At 43.8% G+C, this 18,216-nt stretch carries 23 protein-coding genes; 1 reads left to right on the top strand and 22 read right to left on the bottom strand.

Annotated features, from left to right (window positions below):
• Positions 1-11: 11 nt before the first annotated feature.
• The 3 genes from AOT13_RS21230 to ilvA all read right to left on the bottom strand — a co-directional run bounded on the left by AOT13_RS21230 (position 12) and on the right by ilvA (position 1,914).
• Positions 12-137 carry a hypothetical protein gene (locus tag AOT13_RS21230; RefSeq protein WP_013400915.1) on the bottom strand — a complete coding sequence of 42 codons (126 nt, stop codon included), beginning with the start codon at positions 135-137 and terminating at the stop codon, positions 12-14.
• A 146-nt stretch (positions 138-283) separates the two neighbouring features.
• On the bottom strand, positions 284-535 hold the full coding sequence (locus AOT13_RS12165; protein ID WP_003250712.1) for a YpmP family protein: 252 nt from the start codon (positions 533-535) through the stop codon (positions 284-286).
• Between the two features lie 107 nt (positions 536-642).
• Positions 643-1,914: a threonine ammonia-lyase IlvA gene (gene ilvA / locus AOT13_RS12160; RefSeq protein ID WP_013400916.1), complete on the bottom strand. Its 1,272-nt coding sequence runs from the start codon at positions 1,912-1,914 to the stop codon at positions 643-645.
• Positions 1,915-2,148: 234 nt separating this feature from the next.
• Between ilvA and trhA the strand changes: the two genes are divergently transcribed.
• On the top strand, positions 2,149-2,766 hold the full coding sequence (gene trhA, locus AOT13_RS12155) for a PAQR family membrane homeostasis protein TrhA (protein WP_003250715.1): 618 nt from the start codon (positions 2,149-2,151) through the stop codon (positions 2,764-2,766).
• A gap of 22 nt (positions 2,767-2,788) precedes the next feature.
• Here trhA and AOT13_RS12150 read toward each other — a convergent pair whose 3' ends face one another.
• The 19 genes from AOT13_RS12150 to AOT13_RS19595 form a co-directional block, all read right to left on the bottom strand.
• Positions 2,789-3,235, bottom strand: a complete 447-nt coding sequence (locus AOT13_RS12150) for a YndM family protein (protein ID WP_003250716.1) — start codon at positions 3,233-3,235, stop codon at positions 2,789-2,791.
• A 104-nt stretch (positions 3,236-3,339) separates the two neighbouring features.
• Positions 3,340-3,828, bottom strand: coding sequence for a dihydrofolate reductase (locus tag AOT13_RS12145; RefSeq protein ID WP_003250718.1), 489 nt, complete (start codon positions 3,826-3,828; stop codon positions 3,340-3,342).
• 12 nt (positions 3,829-3,840) lie between these two features.
• Positions 3,841-4,635, bottom strand: a complete 795-nt coding sequence (gene thyA / locus AOT13_RS12140) for a thymidylate synthase (RefSeq protein WP_003250720.1) — start codon at positions 4,633-4,635, stop codon at positions 3,841-3,843.
• Positions 4,636-4,739: 104 nt separating this feature from the next.
• Positions 4,740-5,732, bottom strand: coding sequence for a hydrogenase expression/formation protein HypE (gene hypE, locus AOT13_RS12135; RefSeq protein ID WP_042384863.1), 993 nt, complete (start codon positions 5,730-5,732; stop codon positions 4,740-4,742).
• A 2-nt stretch (positions 5,733-5,734) separates the two neighbouring features.
• Positions 5,735-6,844 (bottom strand): hydrogenase formation protein HypD, encoded by a 1,110-nt coding sequence (hypD, locus tag AOT13_RS12130; RefSeq protein WP_013400917.1) that lies wholly within the window; start codon positions 6,842-6,844, stop codon positions 5,735-5,737.
• Entirely contained in the window at positions 6,828-7,052 is a 225-nt protein-coding gene (locus tag AOT13_RS12125) for a HypC/HybG/HupF family hydrogenase formation chaperone (protein ID WP_003250726.1), read from the bottom strand. Before AOT13_RS12125 ends, hypD begins: the two co-directional genes overlap by 17 nt.
• A complete protein-coding gene (hypF, locus tag AOT13_RS12120; RefSeq protein ID WP_013400918.1) occupies positions 7,052-9,328 on the bottom strand; it encodes a carbamoyltransferase HypF in 2,277 nt (758 codons plus the stop codon). The genes AOT13_RS12125 and hypF overlap by 1 nt, the downstream gene beginning before the upstream one ends.
• Entirely contained in the window at positions 9,313-9,972 is a 660-nt protein-coding gene (gene hypB / locus AOT13_RS12115; protein WP_013400919.1) for a hydrogenase nickel incorporation protein HypB, read from the bottom strand. Before hypB ends, hypF begins: the two co-directional genes overlap by 16 nt.
• Entirely contained in the window at positions 9,969-10,328 is a 360-nt protein-coding gene (locus AOT13_RS12110; RefSeq protein ID WP_013400920.1) for a hydrogenase maturation nickel metallochaperone HypA/HybF, read from the bottom strand. The genes hypB and AOT13_RS12110 overlap by 4 nt, the downstream gene beginning before the upstream one ends.
• The gene (locus AOT13_RS12105; protein ID WP_003250733.1) at positions 10,321-10,749 is read right to left on the bottom strand and encodes a Rieske 2Fe-2S domain-containing protein; all 429 of its coding nucleotides are present in this window, start codon (positions 10,747-10,749) and stop codon (positions 10,321-10,323) included. Before AOT13_RS12105 ends, AOT13_RS12110 begins: the two co-directional genes overlap by 8 nt.
• The gene (locus tag AOT13_RS12100) at positions 10,746-11,225 is read right to left on the bottom strand and encodes a HyaD/HybD family hydrogenase maturation endopeptidase (RefSeq protein ID WP_003250735.1); all 480 of its coding nucleotides are present in this window, start codon (positions 11,223-11,225) and stop codon (positions 10,746-10,748) included. Before AOT13_RS12100 ends, AOT13_RS12105 begins: the two co-directional genes overlap by 4 nt.
• Positions 11,215-12,000 carry a Ni/Fe-hydrogenase, b-type cytochrome subunit gene (cybH, locus tag AOT13_RS12095; protein ID WP_013400921.1) on the bottom strand — a complete coding sequence of 262 codons (786 nt, stop codon included), beginning with the start codon at positions 11,998-12,000 and terminating at the stop codon, positions 11,215-11,217. The genes AOT13_RS12100 and cybH overlap by 11 nt, the downstream gene beginning before the upstream one ends.
• A gap of 11 nt (positions 12,001-12,011) precedes the next feature.
• On the bottom strand, positions 12,012-13,733 hold the full coding sequence (locus AOT13_RS12090) for a nickel-dependent hydrogenase large subunit (protein WP_013400922.1): 1,722 nt from the start codon (positions 13,731-13,733) through the stop codon (positions 12,012-12,014).
• A gap of 11 nt (positions 13,734-13,744) precedes the next feature.
• Complete coding sequence (locus tag AOT13_RS12085) at positions 13,745-14,809, bottom strand: hydrogenase small subunit (RefSeq protein ID WP_003250740.1); 1,065 nt, start codon at positions 14,807-14,809, stop codon at positions 13,745-13,747.
• A gap of 162 nt (positions 14,810-14,971) precedes the next feature.
• Entirely contained in the window at positions 14,972-15,715 is a 744-nt protein-coding gene (gene tatC, locus AOT13_RS12080) for a twin-arginine translocase subunit TatC (protein WP_003250742.1), read from the bottom strand.
• 69 nt (positions 15,716-15,784) lie between these two features.
• Positions 15,785-15,976, bottom strand: a complete 192-nt coding sequence (locus tag AOT13_RS12075) for a twin-arginine translocase TatA/TatE family subunit (RefSeq protein WP_003250744.1) — start codon at positions 15,974-15,976, stop codon at positions 15,785-15,787.
• A 166-nt stretch (positions 15,977-16,142) separates the two neighbouring features.
• The gene (locus AOT13_RS12070) at positions 16,143-16,850 is read right to left on the bottom strand and encodes an anthrax toxin lethal factor-related metalloendopeptidase (protein WP_013400923.1); all 708 of its coding nucleotides are present in this window, start codon (positions 16,848-16,850) and stop codon (positions 16,143-16,145) included.
• A gap of 150 nt (positions 16,851-17,000) precedes the next feature.
• Entirely contained in the window at positions 17,001-17,612 is a 612-nt protein-coding gene (locus AOT13_RS12065) for a YpjP family protein (protein ID WP_013400924.1), read from the bottom strand.
• 439 nt (positions 17,613-18,051) lie between these two features.
• The gene (locus tag AOT13_RS19595; protein WP_013400925.1) at positions 18,052-18,183 is read right to left on the bottom strand and encodes a YuzL family protein; all 132 of its coding nucleotides are present in this window, start codon (positions 18,181-18,183) and stop codon (positions 18,052-18,054) included.
• Positions 18,184-18,216: the final 33 nt, after the last annotated feature.

Genomic DNA, 18,216 nt, shown 5'->3' with positions numbered 1-18,216 from the left:
CCACCCTCGATTCAGCAAACATTTCGTTTGCTGCACATTCCCGGTGGACAGCCGGAATGAATTGCACAACACAGTTGCTTTAATTGCGCAGATTCCCCTTTCTCCGCCAGTAAAATCGGAAATTGCTTTTTCCCCATTTTTCCGTATCCTCCTAACTGATGATCGTACCACTTATTTGTGTGGAAAGTTTGAAAAAATATTGAAAGACAAATGAACTTTACACAACATTTCTTTAAGGAAAATAAAAAGTTGTTTTGCCGAAGCAAAACAACTTTTTCCTGTTTTATGCATTGTTTTTTAAAACATCTGTCTTAAAAATCTGCTCATACACAGACCATTTCAGCACTCTTTTCAAATATTCGCGGAACGAGTAAACGGTGCGGACATCGCGGGACCGGTATACTTTAGCAATAAACGCTTCTAAACGCAACTGAATCATAAACCGATATGTGTTATCTTCCTCCAATACAGGAATTTCAATAATCTTTACCTTCTGCCCATAAGCGTTTTTGAACTCCAGGCTTTTGAATAGCAAAATATCAATCCTCTTTTTTCACCGATTTACTTTTATTATACACGAAACCGGTGAAAAATCATGTCGGAAATATGCGAAATAATTGCGACTTTTTTCGCGCTTTTTTGCTAAATAAGCAAGTGGAACAAATTTGGGTCTTTATTTACTTCTTGGAATGGGAATCCTTTTTTCTTCATGCGCTCAATGAGCGGTGCGTAATCTTCGCGGCGTTTTAATTCAATGCCGACTAACGCCGGGCCGTTTTCTTTGTTGTTTTTCTTCGTGTATTCAAAGCGGGTAATATCATCGGTAGGCCCTAATACTTCATCTAAAAATTCGCGAAGTGCGCCGGCGCGCTGCGGAAAATTGACGATAAAATAATGCTGCAGCCCTTCGTAAATCATCGAGCGCTCTTTAATTTCCTGCATTCGGTCAATGTCATTGTTTCCTCCGCTGACGACACAGACAACCGTTTTTCCGCGGATTTTGTCCCTGTAAAAATCCAATGCCGCAATCGGAAGCGCCCCCGCCGGTTCAACGACGATCGCGTTTTCGTTATATAGCTCCAAAATTGTTGTGCATACTTTTCCTTCCGGCACGACAACAATATCGTCAATGATTTCTTTACAAAGCGCGTACGTTTTTTCGCCGACCGTTTTGACCGCCGCCCCATCCACAAATTTATCAATTTCTTCCAAAGTCACTACATGCCCTTGATCGAGGGCGGACTTCATCGATGGCGCTCCTTCCGGTTCAACACCGATCACTTTTGTCGCCGGAGAAATGCTTTTCACATATGTACCGAGCCCAGCCATCAATCCGCCGCCGCCGATGCTCGCAAACACAAAATCAATCGGCTCTTCACAGTCATTGAGCACTTCGACGCCGATCGTTCCTTGTCCGGCGATGACATATTCATCGTCAAACGGATGAATAAACGTGCGGCCTTCTTTTTTGGCACACTTCATTGCTTCATTAAACGAATCGTCAAACGTATCTCCCACTAAAACGATCTCGACCATTTCTTTCCCGAACAGCTCAACTTGTGACACTTTTTGTCTCGGCGTTGTCGCCGGCATGTACACCTTCCCGTGCACGCCTAACGCGCGGCATGAATACGCCACTCCTTGCGCATGATTTCCCGCGCTGGCGCAGACGATGCCGTTTTTCCGTTCTTCTTCGCTTAAATGTTTCATCCGGTTATATGCGCCGCGAATTTTAAAAGAGCGCACCACTTGCAAATCTTCACGCTTCAAATACACGTTACATTCGTAGCGTTCCGACAATAACGGATTTTTTTGCAGCGGAGTATGGTGGACCACATCTTTTAACGTATGATAAGCGATTAAAATGTCTTCCACATAAACGGCTCCTTGTTTTCGTTTCAGTTGTTGTTCCATGCTTTCGTTCCCTTTCTTTCTTAGTTGTCTTTTTAATTTGTAAATTATAGCATAAATTTTAAAAAAAGAAAGGGAATTTTCAAAAAACTTATGAAAACAATTCTTGTTGCGATGACTTTTTGGTGTCATACCATTATTTTCCTTGTCTCCTTTGTTTGCTTTCACATTTTTCTTGTTTTATATAGTGCGATTGGAATAAAATAGAATTAATCTTTTTGAAAATGAGGGAAAAAAATGGAATGTTCACGGAAAGAAGAAATCGCTAACGCCATCACGCACGGGCTCGGTGTATTGTTCAGCATCCCCGCGTCCATTCTTCTCCTCCTCTCCGCGTCTGGCGACCATTTGCGGGTCGTGAGTTTCGCGGTTTTTGGGGTGAGCATGATCCTCCTGTATGTTTGTTCCACCTTATTGCACTCGTTTTTTTGGCACAAATGGAAACGTATCTTCCAAATTCTTGATCACTCGGCGATTTTTTTGTTGATCGCCGGCACGTATACGCCGTTTACGCTCCTCTTGTTGCGCGGCGCCCTTGGCTGGACATTATTCGGCATCATTTGGGGGCTTTCCGCTGCAGGAATTATGTTAAAAGTGTTTTTCGTCGACCGTTTTGTTATTTTATCTACCATCGTGTACATCGCGATGGGATGGCTTGCGGTGATTGCCATTCGTCCGCTTTATGACGCGCTGTATCCGTTCGGCTTTTTTCTTTTAGTTGGCGGCGGCATCCTATATACAGTAGGGGCATTGTTTTTTTTATGGAAAAAGCTCCCGTACCATCACGCGATTTGGCATTTGTTTGTGCTTGGCGGCAGTGCGATGATGTATTGCTGTGTGCTTTTTTACGTATAATTAACAAGAAAGGCGGCCGCCTTTACGTGCGGCCGTCTTTGCCTTGGCCGTTTTCGTATTCCTCGGCAAACTCCGTTGCCCAGCTTCCATCTTCATTCCACCGATACACCTGTTCTCTTCTTGCTTCATCAAGCACACGTTCTTCCATAAACAGATGAAAAAACGCTTCGATCGCGCCAATCGCTAGCGCGCTAAAAAATGAAGCATACGCCATATAAACTGCCGGCCCGAACAGCGCGGAACTAGCAAACCAAATCAACAAAAATGCAAGCGGCACATCGGCAATCGCCGCCGCAAAATTGCCAAAACGCGGCAAAATCCATAAATCGCCAATGATATAAGCAATAGCAGCGGTTCCCGCCGTCATGATGAGTATTGAGAGCAGCGGAGCATCAAAAATGGCAAAAAGCGAAAGCAGCGCTACACTCCATGCGACAAATTTGAACGCCAATGGAACGATATGTTTCATCTTATTCCTCCATTTCCATTCACCGTTTACTGTTATCGTTCCTTGTTGGCGCTGTTTCTATTCGATCATAATGAAAAACGTGTTCCGCTAAACAGCGAAACACGTTAATGTTTGCGTTCATAAACGATAAACGCATAATCATACGGATTTTTTTCATCTTTGATTCCTTTCGTATAGGAAACGAGCTGCCATTGCGCTTCATCAAAATCGGGATAAAACGTATCGCCGGGGAAACTCGCCTCAATTTTGGTAATATAAAGACGGTCGGCAACTGGCAATGTCGCTTGAAATAATTCCGCGCCGCCAATGATAAACACTTCATCGCCGCGCTTGACGGCAAACTGGCAAACTTCTTCGAGCGAATGGAGCACCGTACATCCTTCCGCTTGAAACGACCGATCCCTTGTGACAATCACATTTTCTCTTCCCGGAAGCGGCCGCCCGAGCGATTGAAACGTTTTCCGCCCCATGATAACAGCATGTCCCATCGTTACTTTTTTAAAATACGCTAAATCGGCAGGCAAATGCCACGGTAGCCGGTTATCTTTGCCAATGACGCGGTTTTGATCCATGGCGAAAATATGTGAAATCATCCTATCTCCCCTTTATACGGCGACTGGTGCTTTAATATGCGGATGCGGGTCATAGCCGACAATTTCGAAATCCTCGAATTTGTATTCAAAAATCGAAGCAGGCTTCCGTTTGATCACCAGCTTCGGAAGCGGCCGCGGCTCTCTCGTCAGCTGCAGTTTCGCCTGTTCAATATGATTTTTATACAAATGGACATCGCCGCCGCTGAAAATCAATTCGCCAACATCTAAACCGCATTGCTGGGCAATCATATGTGTCAACAACGCGTAGCTCGCGATATTGAACGGCAATCCTAAAAACGTATCGACAGAGCGCTGTTGCCACATGCAAGAAAGCTTTCCGTCAGCGACATAAAATTGAAACGCGTAATGGCAAGGCGGAAGCTTCATCTCGTCCAGCTCCGCGACATTCCACGCATTTACTAATAAGCGGCGGGAATTCGGGTTCCGCTTAATTTCTTCAATAACCCAGCTGATTTGGTCCACCGTTTTCCCGTCCGCCCCTTTCCAGGAACGCCATTGCGCGCCGTATACCGGACCTAAATCGCCGTTTTCATCGGCCCATTCATCCCAAATGGTCACCCCGTTTTCCTGCAAATAACGGATGTTTGTGTCTCCTCTTAAAAACCATAATAATTCGTAAATGATCGAGCGAATATGTAATTTTTTTGTCGTTAATAAAGGAAACCCTTCCTGCAAATTAAAACGCAATTGTCTTCCAAATACGGAAAACGTCCCGATTCCTGTCCGGTCTTCTTTTGGCACGCCATTTTCTAAAATATCTTGGAGTAAATCTAAATACTGCCTCATCTCCGCTTCATCCTTTCAGATGTGTTACTTTCAAATATTATAATTATATATAAAATATAAAAGCGATGTAAACACTAGAAAAAATCACGGGAGCCATCCCGTGACTAACAAATGCGCGGCAATAAAAGACCTGATAGCCGATATAGTCTCCGCGTTGTTCCGAGCGGTGTTCTCAATAATAGTTGACCTTTGCCTGTCGAACGCACAGTGCCAATGACGGCGGCATCTTTGCCTTCCGGAAGCGAACGAATCGCGTCAAGGACATTTTGTTCCTCTTTTTTAGCGACAATAAAAATCACTTTTCCTTCATTCGCCAAATAGATCGGTTCAAATCCGAGCAATTCACATGCTCCTTGCACTTCTCTTTTCACAGGAATCGCTTCCTCTTCTAATTCAATCGTCACTTGAAAATCCTCACAAATTTCAACAAGGGCAGTCGCTAAACCCCCCCGGGTCAAATCGCGCATGATTCGAATGTCCTTCGCTGACTCCATTGCGGCTGAAATCATCGGATATAAAGTAGCACAGTCGCTTTCCACATTTGTCATTAATCCAAGCCCCCCGCGCGCAGCCAAAACGGCGATGCCGTGATCGCCAACCGAACCGCTGATAATGACGGAATCGCCTTCTTGAATGGAAACGGTTAATGGCTGCGGGACAACGCCAAGCCCTGTTGTGTTAATATAAATGCCATCGGCAGATCCGCGTTCGACCACTTTCGTATCGCCCGCGATGATGCGCACATTCGCTTTTTTCGCTTCTTCCGCCATGGAATGAACAATTTGTGTTAAATCGTCTAGCGGAAATCCTTCTTCAATGATAAAACTGCATGTCATCATTTTTGGAATTGCTCCTGACACCGCTAAATCGTTGACCGTCCCTGCTACGGAAAGTTTTCCGATATTGCCTCCAGGGAAAAAGAGCGGTTTCACAACAAAACTATCCGTCGTCATAGCGATTTGGCCTTTTTCGATAGGAAAAAGAGCCGAGTCAAACTTCGCGTAAACGTCATTATGAAAATGGGCAACAAATACTTGCTGAATGAGTTGATGCGCCAACTCCCCGCCGTCTCCATGAGCGAGCGTTATCCGCTCCATCTTTATTCCTCCCTCATATACTGATAATAAGCCGCACAACTGCCTTCGGATGAAACCATGCATGGCCCGATTGGATTCAATGGCGTGCACGCTTTTCCAAATAAGCTGCATTCAGGCGGATCAATTAACCCGCGAATAACTTCTCCACAACGGCATTTTGTTTTCCGCGGACTTCTCATTGGAACGGAAAACTTTTCTTTCGCATTAAATTGGCGATATTCCTCGCGAATATCCATCCCGCTTTGCGCGATGACGCCAATTCCGCGCCATGGTTCATCGCATGAGGAAAAATAGTGGTTCATCCAATATTTCGCATGGCTGTTTCCTTCTTCAGACACGACATTTCGATAATCGTTGACAACAAGCGCGTTTTGCTCCAGCGCCAGCAACAGCAATTGACGCAAACTGCTAAGCAATTCTATCGCCTCAAAGCCGCTAATAACCCCGGGCAAATGATATTCGGCAGCTAAAAATTCAAAATGTTTCCGCCCCATGACCATCGAAACATGACCTGGAAGAAGAAACCCATCTAACGCTACTTCTTTGTTATTGAGAAGATGACGTAAAATCGGTTCCGTTAATTTCGCCGCCATCCAAATCGAAAAATTATCAACTTCATTTTCTTCCGCTTCTTTTAACGCAGCCGCTAAAGTCGGAATGGTCGTTTCAAAACCGATCCCTAAAAAAATCACTTCTTTTTGCGGATTTTGCTCCGCAATGCGGACGGCATCGACCGGCGAATAAACAACACGAATATCTTTTCCTTCTGTTTTTGCTTGCATCAATGTTCCGTAAGAACCCGGAACACGCATCATATCTCCAAACGTACAAATGATGCGGTCACTTCCAGCAGTGAGAGAAATCATCGCATCAATGGCGGCTTGGTCCGTCACGCAAACCGGGCACCCCGGTCCTGAAATAAGCCGGATATCATCTTGTAATGCTTTTTTCACCCCTGTTCTTGCAAGAGCCATCGTATGTGAGCCACATACTTCCATAAATGCGGGGATGCGCTGAAATTCTTTTTGAAATTGTTTCGCCAACTCTTTAACTTCATCTAATAACGCCCGGCTAAGTTTCGAACTTGTATATGGATCAATCAGCCCATGCATCGGCTATTTTCCTCCATTCTTCCATGCTCTCTTTTGCATACTCTTCATCAATAATGGACATCGCTTGTCCAGCATGAACGATGACATAGTCGCCGATCTTAACTTCTGGAACAAAAATAATCCCTACGTTCATTTGTGATCCCATCACATCAACTAACGCAGTGAAACCATTGATTTCGATCACTTTTGCAGGAACACCAACACACATTATTTTCTCCCCCTTCGATTCGCGGCAATGATTAATTGGCCAAGCGCTAATCCTCCATCACTGCACGGAACGTTTCGATGTGTATACACGTTAAAACCTAATCTTCGCAAATTAGTGGTCAGGTGTTTAACCAAATAGCGGTTATGCATACTGCCGCCGGATAAGACAATTTCCCGATGATATTGCGGATGCTCTTCCACCGCTTTTCGAATCATCGCAATGGCAGCGGATACAACGGTTTGATGAAATCGCCCCGCGATGGTTTCGACATTTATGTTTCGCTTCACATCTTCGGCAATGGCAACCCACATCGCTGCGACATCAATTTCCATAATGTTGTTTTCTTTTAATTCAAACGGGTAAGGCTCATATATATGCCCTTCATCCACCAATTCTGCCAAGCGAATAGCTGCCTCTCCCTCATATGTGGAATGCGTGCAAACATGTAAAAAGGCGCTCACCGCGTCAAATAAACGTCCGCACGTTCCAGCTTTCGGGGCATGAATATCCTTTTCAACCATTTGTTTTAAAATGTGAATTTCATACTGTTTATCAGGAAAACGCTCGATAGCCAGTTTATATCCTTTTTCCCCTAAATAGTAGCCAAGCATGCCGACTGCAGTACGCCAAGGTTCTTTGATACATCGTTCCCCGCTCGGCAACGGGGTGTATGTTAAATGGCCAAGCCGTTTATAATGAGAAGCATCGCCATAAAGAAGCTCAAATCCCCATATATGCCCATCTTCTCCATACCCTGTTCCATCTAAAATCAGCCCGAAACAACTATTTTTTATCCCATTATCCTCCATGCACGATACCATATGCGCATGATGGTGCTGCACTGGAATAACTGAAACATCCCATTCTTTAACAATGTTCCATGTTTCATAGTTTGGATGCATATCCACAGCAACCGCTTTCGGCTCTACTCCCATCCATGTCCGCAAATGTTCATATTCGCGTTGAAAATGCTCGATGGACTCCATATTTTGCAAATCCCCAATATGTGGTCCGAGAAAAATTTGTTCGTTCCGCCCAAAAGCAAACACATTTTTTTGTTGTCCGCCTAAAGCGGCGATCTCGTGAACATCACTTGTCGTAAAAAACGGATCTGGGACAAACCCGCGCGCCCGGCGTAAAAAATCAACGTTGCCGTTTTGAATTTGCACAACCGAATCATCAATCGGATGAACAATTGGCCGATTATGAACAAGAAAATAATCCGCAATCGACTTCAAATCTTGAAGAGCTTGTTCATCTTTATACAAGATGGGCACACCTGACCGATTCGCGCTTGTCATCACCAATACAGGAATATGTTCTTCATCTAGCAACAAATGGTGAAGCGGTGTATAAGGCAGCATCACTCCGACCGTTTTTAATCCGGGAGCAAGAGACGGAGCGAGTGGATACGTTGTTTTTCTTTTTAAAACAACGATCGGAGCTTCAGGAGATGTTAACACTCGTTTTTCCTCGTCATTCACCTCACACATTTGCTTAACAACAGAGAGAGAGGCAGCCATCACCGCCAGCGGGCGCGTCGGCCGCTGCTTTCTCGTTCGTAATTGTTGCACAGCTTGTTCATTTGTGGCGTCGCATGCAAGATGATAGCCGCCTAATCCTTTTATCGCTACAATCGCTCCCGATAACAACAGTTGTTTCGCCTTGTCAATCGCATCCCCATCAAGCGTCCGGCCATTGCGATCGACGAGCGCAACGTGCGGGCCACATACCGGACATGCAATGGGCTGCGCATGATGCCGTCGATTCAATGGGTCTTCATACTCTTTCTGGCAATGTTCGCACATGGAAAAAGATTTCATCGACGTATACGGACGATCGTAAGGCAGCTGCTCAATAATCGTATACCGCGGCCCGCATTGGGTGCAGTTAATAAACGGATAGCGATAGCGATGGTTGTTTGGATCGTTCATTTCTTGCAAACAATCATCGCAGACAGCTGTATCAATGGGAATGACAAGGGAAGAAGCCCCCTTTCGCTCGCTTTCAATAATGGAAAATTGTTCAAATCCTTGATAATCCGCTTCCATAACGTCCAACTGATCAATGCGTGACAAACGAGGGGCTTCCGTCTGCAATGAAAGCAAAAACGACTGCAGCTCCTTCTCTTCTCCTTCGGCAAATACAGTAACACCGTCCATGTTGTTTTGGACCGTTCCCTTTATGTGATAACGATGAGCAAGTTGAAAGACAAAGGGGCGAAACCCGACGCCTTGAACCCGCCCCTTAACCGTAACTTTTATTGATTTTTGCATCGCGCAATCCCCTCTCGAATCCATTGGAACCATTGGTCCATTCCTTCATTGGTTTTCGCGGATAACGGAATAAGCGAAGATTGCGGGTTAACTCCTTTTAAGTCATCTTTAGCTTGTTCCACATCAAAATCGAGATAGGGCAATAAATCAATTTTATTAAGTAAAACAAGTTCGGTACGTATAAACATTGTCGGATATTTAAGAATTTTATCATTCCCCTCAGGAACGCTTAATACAGCGACCTTATGCTGTTGTCCCAAATCATAGCCAGAAGGGCAAACGAGATTGCCGACATTTTCAATAAACAAAAGGTCGATTTCATTGAAATCGAATTGCGGCAAAACCGCAGCAATCATTCGCGCGTCTAAATGGCATCCGCCATGTGTGTTAATTTGCACTGCCTGTGCGCCGAGTGAACGAATCCGTTCGGCATCTTTGTCTGTTGCCAAATCTCCTTCAATGACGCCGATCCGGAAATCTTTTGCCAGCGCTTCAATGGTTTTTTCTAAAATCGTCGTTTTTCCCGCTCCGGGGGAACTCATCAAATTAATGACAAGCGTTTTCGTTTCTTCAAACAGGCGGCGGTTAAACTCGGCGGCGCGATTGTTATTCGTTAACACATCCACCTCTAGCGCTACTTTCATGATGTCAAACTCCCTTCGTATGTCAATATTCGAAATGCCTCCCCAGCAATGATCCGGCCGCTTGGCAACAAGCACGATGGACATTGAACGATCCTCGATTGCGGCTCATACTCTTGTCCACAAATCGGGCAAAACGCTTTCGCCCGTTCAAAATGAATGATAAGCTGCGCGTCCTCGGCCAACCGATTGTCTTTTTGCAACTTATAAACGTCAAACGCCATTTCCAAAGCTGCAGGAAGCGCATTGCTCAACTCCCCGACAAGCAATTCCACTTTTGTAATCGTGCCGATATTTCGTTTGGATGCATCCTGTTCAATCAAGCGGACAATTTCCTCCATAAGAGCCAATTCATGCATATGAATCCCTTTCTAGTCGGACATACCATTGGTTTTTGATTTTTTTTGTCGCAAGCAGCGGCAGTTTTAACGTTCCCGTTTCCGATGCTAAATCAAATTCGCGGTCACAATATAAGCAGATCAAACGATGCTCCAACTCGATATAATGCGGGATAACATGGCAATGGGAACAAATGGCCTTTCTCGCCTTTATCTTGCCGTTTTGCACATAAACGACAACAGGAACATGATGAACGTTTCTCATCTCCGCCCTTTTTAATTCAGCGGCATCGTATGTTCCAAGAAGATGCCATGCATAATGAACAGATGAGAAAATTTCTTTCATTTTTTTTACTTCCTCTTCTAATAATGGGGCCGAAGCTTCTTTAACCGTTTCCACTAAACTGTTCCGCATTTCTTTTAAAAACTGCAATCGATTCATAAAACTCCACACCACTTTCTCACTTGTTGAACCACTTTTTCTGCCAACTGAGGAAGTTGTGCTTGAACAATATCGGATAATTGTAATCCAATCTCAAGTGAAGCGGGTTGAACGCCAAACAAAATCATCTGTTCGGGACATGTTTCCCGGATTTTTGCGGCAAAGAGAACCTCTTGAAACCCTAATTGATGAATCGACATTTTCACTCCAAAGTAAGCAGGAATTTCATCATCGACAAGCGTCACGATCGTCCCCGCCTCTTTCCCCGCGTTCACCGCATCAACGATAATTAAATAATCCGTTCCTTCAATCGTTTCTAACAATCTTATCCCATCTGTTGAACCTTCGATCACTTCAACGTTTTCGTAGGGAGAAAGCCGTTCTGCCAATAAAGGCAAAACATGAATTCCAACACCCTCATCCGAATAGAGTAAATTCCCTATGCCAAGAACGGTAATTTTGCGCTTACTTTTCATCCTGTTCACCTAATGTTTCTTTTTTGCGCTCGATCTTGTAGCCTGTGACAATCGAAGACATTGTGCCATTCCGCTGTAAATAGTCTTCACGAAACGCCATGTAAACATGGACGATGGTAAAGATCATAAATCCCCATGCGACTAAATGATGCCATGATCGAACAGAAAAACTGTCCCCGCCAAACAAATGGGCAACCCACATAAACATTTTTCCATAAACCGACTCTGGTTGCGGTTCAAATAATAAATAATAGCCTGTGAGAATCATAATGATGGAGCCAAGGCCGATAAAAATCCAGTAACTTAATTGGGCAAGCGGGTTGTGCCCGATATAATGTTTCTTTCTATTTTTTAAAAATAAATAGTACTTAACGGTTTCCCATGTTTCTTTCCAGAAAGAGAGGCGAAACAGGTTCGAAGTCGCATGTTCATTTCCTTTGTACACCCAATACCAGCGCACCGCCAAATTAATGGTGAAGACAAACGCGGTAAAAAAGTGGATATACCGGGCCCACCCCATTAAATAGGAATAGTACGCTTCTTCTTGAATGGAAGCGGAAGCAAACGGGCGGCCGATAAACACGCCCGTTATCATTAAGATGAAAATGGAAAACGCATTCACCCAATGGAAGATGCGAACAGGCAACTCCCAAACGTACACTTTCATCATTTGATCGTTGATCGGAATCGTTTTCGCCTTACGTCGTTTGCGCGATTTTTTCCAAACTAGTTTCACTGTTTCTTTTTCCATTTTTGGATTTGTCGGGACCGGCATAATGCTCCCCCCTACCCAATGTAAATATTAGTCGTTTGTTTTGAAACAACATCTGTTAAATGAACGGCGCACGCTAAGCATGGGTCAAACGAGTGAATGATTCGTAAAATTTCCAACGGTTTTTCTTTATCTAAAAGAGGGGTGCCTTTTAAAGAAGCCTCATACGCGCCAATTTGGTTTTTATGATCGCGCGGTGAAGCGTTCCACGTTGTTGGCACAACCGCTTGATAGTTTTTTGTTTTTCCGTCTTCAATTTCAATCCAGTGTCCTAAAGACCCGCGCGGCGCTTCAACCCATCCTACTCCTTTCGCCTTCTTCGGCCACGTTTCCGGTTCCCATTTCGTGCGATCAAATGTGATCAGGTCGCCGTTTTTAATATTTGCTAATAACGCATCCATATCATCGCGCATCCACTGAACAACAAGAATCGATTCTAATCCGCGCGCGATCGTTCTTCCCAGCGCTGATTGCATCGCCTCAAACGGCCAATTCAATTTCTTCAATGTGTCATCTATTAAACGGACAAACTCTTCGCGTTTTAACGCATATCCAACAAGCATGCGCGCAAGTGGCCCTGTCTCCATCGGATGTTCTTTCCAGCGCGGAGATTTAATCCAACTGTACTTTTCATCGGTGTTTAACGTTTTGAACGGTGGTTTTGGACCTGTGTAACGGAGCGATGTTTCCCCTCCCCACGGATGTTTGCCGATGCTGCCTTCTTTTCCGTTATAAGTGTACCACGAGTGATCAATAAACTCTTTAACTTGTTCTGGGTCTTTCAAATCAACATCTAACACTTCATGGAAGTTTCCGTTTAAAATTGCGCCGCGCGGGAAGCGGTAAAGTTTAACATCGCTGATATCCCCTGTCGAAAAATCTCCGTAACATAAGTAGTTATTTAAGCCGCCGCCGTATGTCCAATCTTTGTAGTAAGAAGCGATAGCAAGCAAGTCCGGGATATACACTTTATGAACAAATTCCATTGCTTCATCAATAATTTGCGAAACGTGCATCAATCGTTCGGCATGAACCGCATTGTCGCTGTTAATATCAATCGGCGTCGCCATTCCGCCGACAACGTAGTGAGGGTGAGGGTTTTTTCCGCCAAAAATCGTATGAATTTTAACAATTTCTTTCTGCCAGTCAAGCGCTTCTAAATAGTGAGCAACCGCTAACAAGTTGACTTCCGGCGGCAATTTATATGCTTTATGTCCCCAATACCCGTTTGCGAAAATACCGAGCTGGCCGCTTTCCACGACTTTTTTGATTTTTGTTTGGATTTCTTTGAAATATCCCGGTGATGATTTTGGCCAGTCCGAAATGGATTGTGCAATGCGACTCGTTTCATTTGGATCTGCCTTTAATGCGCTTAATACATCCACCCAGTCAAACGCGTGCAGGTGATAAAAATGAACAACATGGTCGTGTAAAAAAACCGCTCCGTTCATAATGTTGCGAATAAGATGAGCGTTTTTTGGGATTTTTATCTCAAGCGCATCCTCCACGGAACGAATCGATGCTAATGCATGCGTCGTTGTACAGACACCGCAAATCCGTTGCACATACGCCCACACATCACGAGGATCGCGATCGCGAACAATTAATTCAATTCCTCGCACTGCTGTACCAGAGCTGAATGCATCTTGAATGATTCCTTTTTCATCAACATCCACTTCAATGCGTAAATGACCTTCAATTCGCGTTACTGGATCAACAACAATTCGCTCTGCCATTTTCATTCGCCTCACTCATGCTTCTCTTGATCTTTTTTCTTTACTGCTGTGATCGCCGCATGTGCGGCAACCCCTGCCGCCGTTACACCAGCTGCAATCGCACCAATCGTTTCTGGGTTAATCGTCGTTTGCGACGCCGGAATTTTTGCACGGCGAATGTAAAACGGTCCGTTATCCCAGAATCCTTTTTCCGAACAGCCGATGCATGGGTTGCCAGATTGAATCGGATAACTCACTCCTCCGTTCCAACGCATTTCCGCACAAGAATTGTACGTAGTTGGCCCTTTACAGCCGACTTTGTACAAACAGTATCCTTGTTTTGCCCCTTCATCATCAAACGACTCCGCGAACAATCCTGCGTCAAAATACGCCCGACGGTTGCACTTATCATGAACACGATGACGATAAAACGCTTTTGGTCTTCCGAGATGATCTAATTCAGGCAATGAGCCAAACGTTATAATATGGGCAATGACTCCTGTCATCACTTCGGCTATCGGCGGACATCCCGGCACTAATATAACCGGTTTATCCTTGACAAAATGCGTTATCGGTTTTGCATTTGTCGGATTGGGATAAGCGGCCGGAATACCTCCCCATGACGAACAGCTTCCGTATGCAATAATCGCTTTGGCTCCTTTTGCCGCTTCCATGAAAGTTTCTTTTGCAGATACGCCGCCAACTGTCAAAAACGCATCATCCGTCGGCAAACTTCCTTCGACCGCCAATATGTATTCTCCATAATATTGTTTCATCGCATGTTTTCTCGCTTCTTCAATTTGATGCCCAGAAGCAGCCGATAAAACTTCTGTATATTCAAGCGAAATCATATCCAAAAGCACGCTTTCCATTTTTGGATGTGTAGAACGGATAAACGATTCAGAACATCCTGTGCAGTCTTGAAACTGTAACCAAATGACCGGAACACGTGTGCTTTTTTCCATCGCTGCGACAACTTTACCTGTTTCGGAGAAATCTAACCCCATTGTTGCTGCCAGCGCCGTACACATCTTTAAAAAATCGCGTCTTGTAAAACCACGGTCCAAAACGGATTCTAAAATTGTTTTTCTTTCCACGTAATTCCTCCCCTTTGCATATGATAACGTTTACAATTTAAGATAACATATTATTGACATTTTTGTGACATATGGAGAAATAATGTCACAAAATGTTCTTAACTACATTACGATAGTATTTATACAAAAAACAAAAAGCGCCTTCATAAACAGGCACTTTGTTTACATACTATTTTCTCTTTTTTTATAAACAAATTTTGAAATCGATATACTAATTTCATATAATAGCAAAAGCGGAATCGTCACAAGAAAATCGGAAATGAAATCAGGCGGCGTAATGGACACAGCGACAACAACGAGAACGAAATAGGCGTACTTCCGGACTTTTTGTAACGCGTACGGATTGATCAATCCTATCCTTGTTAAAAACATAACAATGACTGGAAGTTCAAATAAAACAGCGAACGGTAATGTCATATGCAAAACGAAACGAAAATATTTTTCGGTCGTAAACATCGTCGCAAACATATCATTTCCTAATCCGATAAGAAAGTGGAACACAATTGGCAAAACGACAAAATATCCAAAACATAATCCTAAAACAAACAAGATAAATGTAGCTGGAATATAGGATAAAGTCACTTTCCGCTCCTTTGGCGTCAATGCAGGCTTCACAAACAGCCATGTTTGCCAAGCAAATACAGGAATCGTTAATGTTATCGCAAATACGCCAGCCAGCATAAAGTATACCCATAAAATATCTGTTGGTCCCAAAATGGTTAATTTAACCCCTAAATCTTGAACCATCCAACGATAAATATCTTGCACAAAAACAAACCCTAGCACAAAAAAAACTATCAACGCCACAGCTACAATAATGAGCCGTTTCCTTAACTCATTTAAATGATCCATTAACGGCATTTCCTGATCGTATAATTGCTTTTCTTTCACGAACGTAAGCACCAACCTTCGATTTTCCTATTGATTTTAGATTTGAAAAACGGCAACAAAAGATGTTGCCGCTTTATCCAATGATTATTTACGCACCTCTTTTTTGTCATCTAACTCTCCTAAGACTTCATCGCTCAGCCCTTTAGTTGATTTTTTAAATTCGCGTAACGTTTCTCCAAAAGCTCGTCCAATTTCAGGAAGTTTTTTGGGCCCAAAAACAACAAGCGCAATTAAGAGAATTAAAATTAAACCAGGTACACCGATATTTGAAAACATGGTGTCATCTCCTTTTATCTCAAGTTTTATCTCAAGGGTATGCTTCGCTTCTTTTATTTTATTGCTAGTATTTTTCTTTTTCAATTGAAAATTTTATGATATGCAAAAGGAGAACAGCCCATTTTTGTATTTGCAGCCAGCCAATCTGGCATACATAAAAAAGAGCTCACCGGCGAGCTCTTTGCGTTAAATCGCGGATAAATTGATACGTTTTTGGTGCGGCGGACTGCAAATGTTTGCGCGTATCCCCATTGTAGTAATAATAAGCGAACGCTTCGGCAAAATATTCTTCCGGATATGTCAGGAAATAGTAATGCTGCGGAAACAGGTTCGCTGCCTCTTCTTTCCAAATCGAGCGAAACGCAGGTGTTTTATGCACATGATGAAACACAATATAATCGAGCGAGTGGGCAAATTCATGCAACTCCAAATTCACCGAACCGTGGCCTTGTCCTTTCTGGCTATGGCCTATTTTAACAAGCACTAAATGCGATCCGCCTAGTCCGGGAACATCATCCCACGTAGTCGACGATGGCAAATATCCGCGCGGTGTTTTTCCGCGCAAATGCCTTGCAGACGGTTCGTCGGTAAGTTTCCCGTTCAGCAGCTGAACGTAAATATGATGATCCGCCGCTTTTTGCAGCAGCGATAAATCGACATGGGCGAGCGTATCGATGATCTTTTTTGCCTCTTCGCGCGGATAATCCGTTTCCGGAACAATAACCATCGTTTTTAATATATGGTATGGCGCCGTATGCTTTACAGTTATATCGCTGTCATTAAGTAACACGCCGTGCGCCGCCGGATACGGCGAAAGCGAAAGAAGCGGAACGACCGCGATCACCGTCGCGATGAAAAAAAGAAACCGTTTCATGAAGCCTTCCCCCGCATTTTTACTGCCAATCTGATCATCTCTTTTTCTACTAACGAAAATTATAGCACACACCAAAACAGGGGAAAATTCATAAAATAAGGAAAATTTCCCATGAAACGGTGCAAATGGAATTAGATTCTTAACTATCGCTTATGTCCGCCATTGTGGAGGCGTGTTTTTATCCCAATAAATTTTTCCGAGCTCGTAATGTGTTTGAAAATGGTCATGGTACGTATGGTAATGAAACTGAAACCAATAGCCATCTTGCGGCGGATGTTCGCGTCTGACGTGGAAACGGATGATATCTTCCCCCGTGTCGACACGATAAATATGGAAAATTCGCTCTCCTATCCCGCCCGATGGGTTTTCCGTGACCGCTAAATATTGCAGTTGCTCCTCCGGATATTGTTCGGCAAGCGATGCGATGACTTCTTCAATGCGCGGCAAAATCACATCGCGAAACTCTTCTTTTATCACCGGAGCGATTTTGCGGCCAAATTTTTCATACGATTGCACCACCGCTTTTTCCATCGTCTGCTCAATAAATTGCTGCCGCGTCAAAATTGGCGCTCGCGTTTCCTGCTCGGACGCAACGGACGCCATTTGCGATCCGCTATGATTGTTCTGCCAATCGGAAGACGGTGAATCATCCGCCGCCGGTTCATCAGCGGCCATTAATGAAGCCGGCGGAGTAACTAATCCAAACGTACATACCGTGATCGTCACAACGAGCACTTTCCGCAACCATTTTGGCAGTTTCACGCCATTTCACCTCACTTTGTCCGATTCTATTTTTCTATTGCCTGCTTTGGCAGCATTTTTTGTTTACTAAAACACTTTGCTGAAGTGAAAGATGGCAATTTTCTTGATTCTTTAAGTTTATTAAAACAAAGTGAAATTTAAGATACAATAATGAAGCTTGTCCAAAGTTCATCCATAGCTAACCCCAATTGCTCCATCTCTCCCCCGGCTTGCACATGGAAAAAACGCTTTCTTTTTCCGTTTTCAATGATATATACTATGAATATATAATATATAAATAGTGTATCATAACTTTATGGAATGAAACATATAAAGAAAGGCGGGAAACAGCATGACTGCGGTCTTTGTTGCAGCAAGCATCATTACGATTCTTTATTTCATTTATAGCTGTATTGCGAATGCATAAGAAAAACTCGCAGAGCGACTGCGAGTTTTTCTGTTAATCGGCTTTTGTTTTCTTGCGGGCAGAGTCCTGTTCATATGCTCCTGTTTCCGTTTGCGTCGTGCCTTGCCCTTTGACGTTTGGCGCACTGATCCCGGTTTTCGACGGATCTTTCTTCCGCTTCGTCATTATATGTCACCTCCATCTTTAACGTTTCCCTGC

Source organism: Parageobacillus thermoglucosidasius (assembly GCF_001295365.1).
Taxonomy (GTDB): domain Bacteria; phylum Bacillota; class Bacilli; order Bacillales; family Anoxybacillaceae; genus Parageobacillus; species Parageobacillus thermoglucosidasius.
This window is presented reverse-complemented; position numbering and strand designations above follow the sequence as displayed.

Coding starts and splice junctions, on each gene's coding strand:
- hypB (WP_013400919.1), bottom strand. CDS start 9,972: ATGAAAGTAGCGCTAGAGGTGGATGTGTTAACGAATAACAATCGCGCC.
- cybH (WP_013400921.1), bottom strand. CDS start 12,000: ATGCCGGTCCCGACAAATCCAAAAATGGAAAAAGAAACAGTGAAACTA.
- AOT13_RS12075 (WP_003250744.1), bottom strand. CDS start 15,976: ATGTTTTCAAATATCGGTGTACCTGGTTTAATTTTAATTCTCTTAATT.
- hypD (WP_013400917.1), bottom strand. CDS start 6,844: ATGCATGGGCTGATTGATCCATATACAAGTTCGAAACTTAGCCGGGCG.
- AOT13_RS21230 (WP_013400915.1), bottom strand. CDS start 137: ATGGGGAAAAAGCAATTTCCGATTTTACTGGCGGAGAAAGGGGAATCT.
- hypE (WP_042384863.1), bottom strand. CDS start 5,732: ATGGAGCGGATAACGCTCGCTCATGGAGACGGCGGGGAGTTGGCGCAT.
- trhA (WP_003250715.1), top strand. CDS start 2,149: ATGGAATGTTCACGGAAAGAAGAAATCGCTAACGCCATCACGCACGGG.
- AOT13_RS12090 (WP_013400922.1), bottom strand. CDS start 13,733: ATGGCAGAGCGAATTGTTGTTGATCCAGTAACGCGAATTGAAGGTCAT.
- AOT13_RS19595 (WP_013400925.1), bottom strand. CDS start 18,183: ATGACGAAGCGGAAGAAAGATCCGTCGAAAACCGGGATCAGTGCGCCA.
- AOT13_RS12110 (WP_013400920.1), bottom strand. CDS start 10,328: ATGCATGAATTGGCTCTTATGGAGGAAATTGTCCGCTTGATTGAACAG.
- ilvA (WP_013400916.1), bottom strand. CDS start 1,914: ATGGAACAACAACTGAAACGAAAACAAGGAGCCGTTTATGTGGAAGAC.
- AOT13_RS12105 (WP_003250733.1), bottom strand. CDS start 10,749: ATGAATCGATTGCAGTTTTTAAAAGAAATGCGGAACAGTTTAGTGGAA.
- AOT13_RS12100 (WP_003250735.1), bottom strand. CDS start 11,225: ATGAAAAGTAAGCGCAAAATTACCGTTCTTGGCATAGGGAATTTACTC.
- AOT13_RS12145 (WP_003250718.1), bottom strand. CDS start 3,828: ATGATTTCACATATTTTCGCCATGGATCAAAACCGCGTCATTGGCAAA.
- AOT13_RS12150 (WP_003250716.1), bottom strand. CDS start 3,235: ATGAAACATATCGTTCCATTGGCGTTCAAATTTGTCGCATGGAGTGTA.
- hypF (WP_013400918.1), bottom strand. CDS start 9,328: ATGCAAAAATCAATAAAAGTTACGGTTAAGGGGCGGGTTCAAGGCGTC.
- AOT13_RS12070 (WP_013400923.1), bottom strand. CDS start 16,850: ATGAAACGGTTTCTTTTTTTCATCGCGACGGTGATCGCGGTCGTTCCG.
- AOT13_RS12125 (WP_003250726.1), bottom strand. CDS start 7,052: ATGTGTGTTGGTGTTCCTGCAAAAGTGATCGAAATCAATGGTTTCACT.
- thyA (WP_003250720.1), bottom strand. CDS start 4,635: ATGAGGCAGTATTTAGATTTACTCCAAGATATTTTAGAAAATGGCGTG.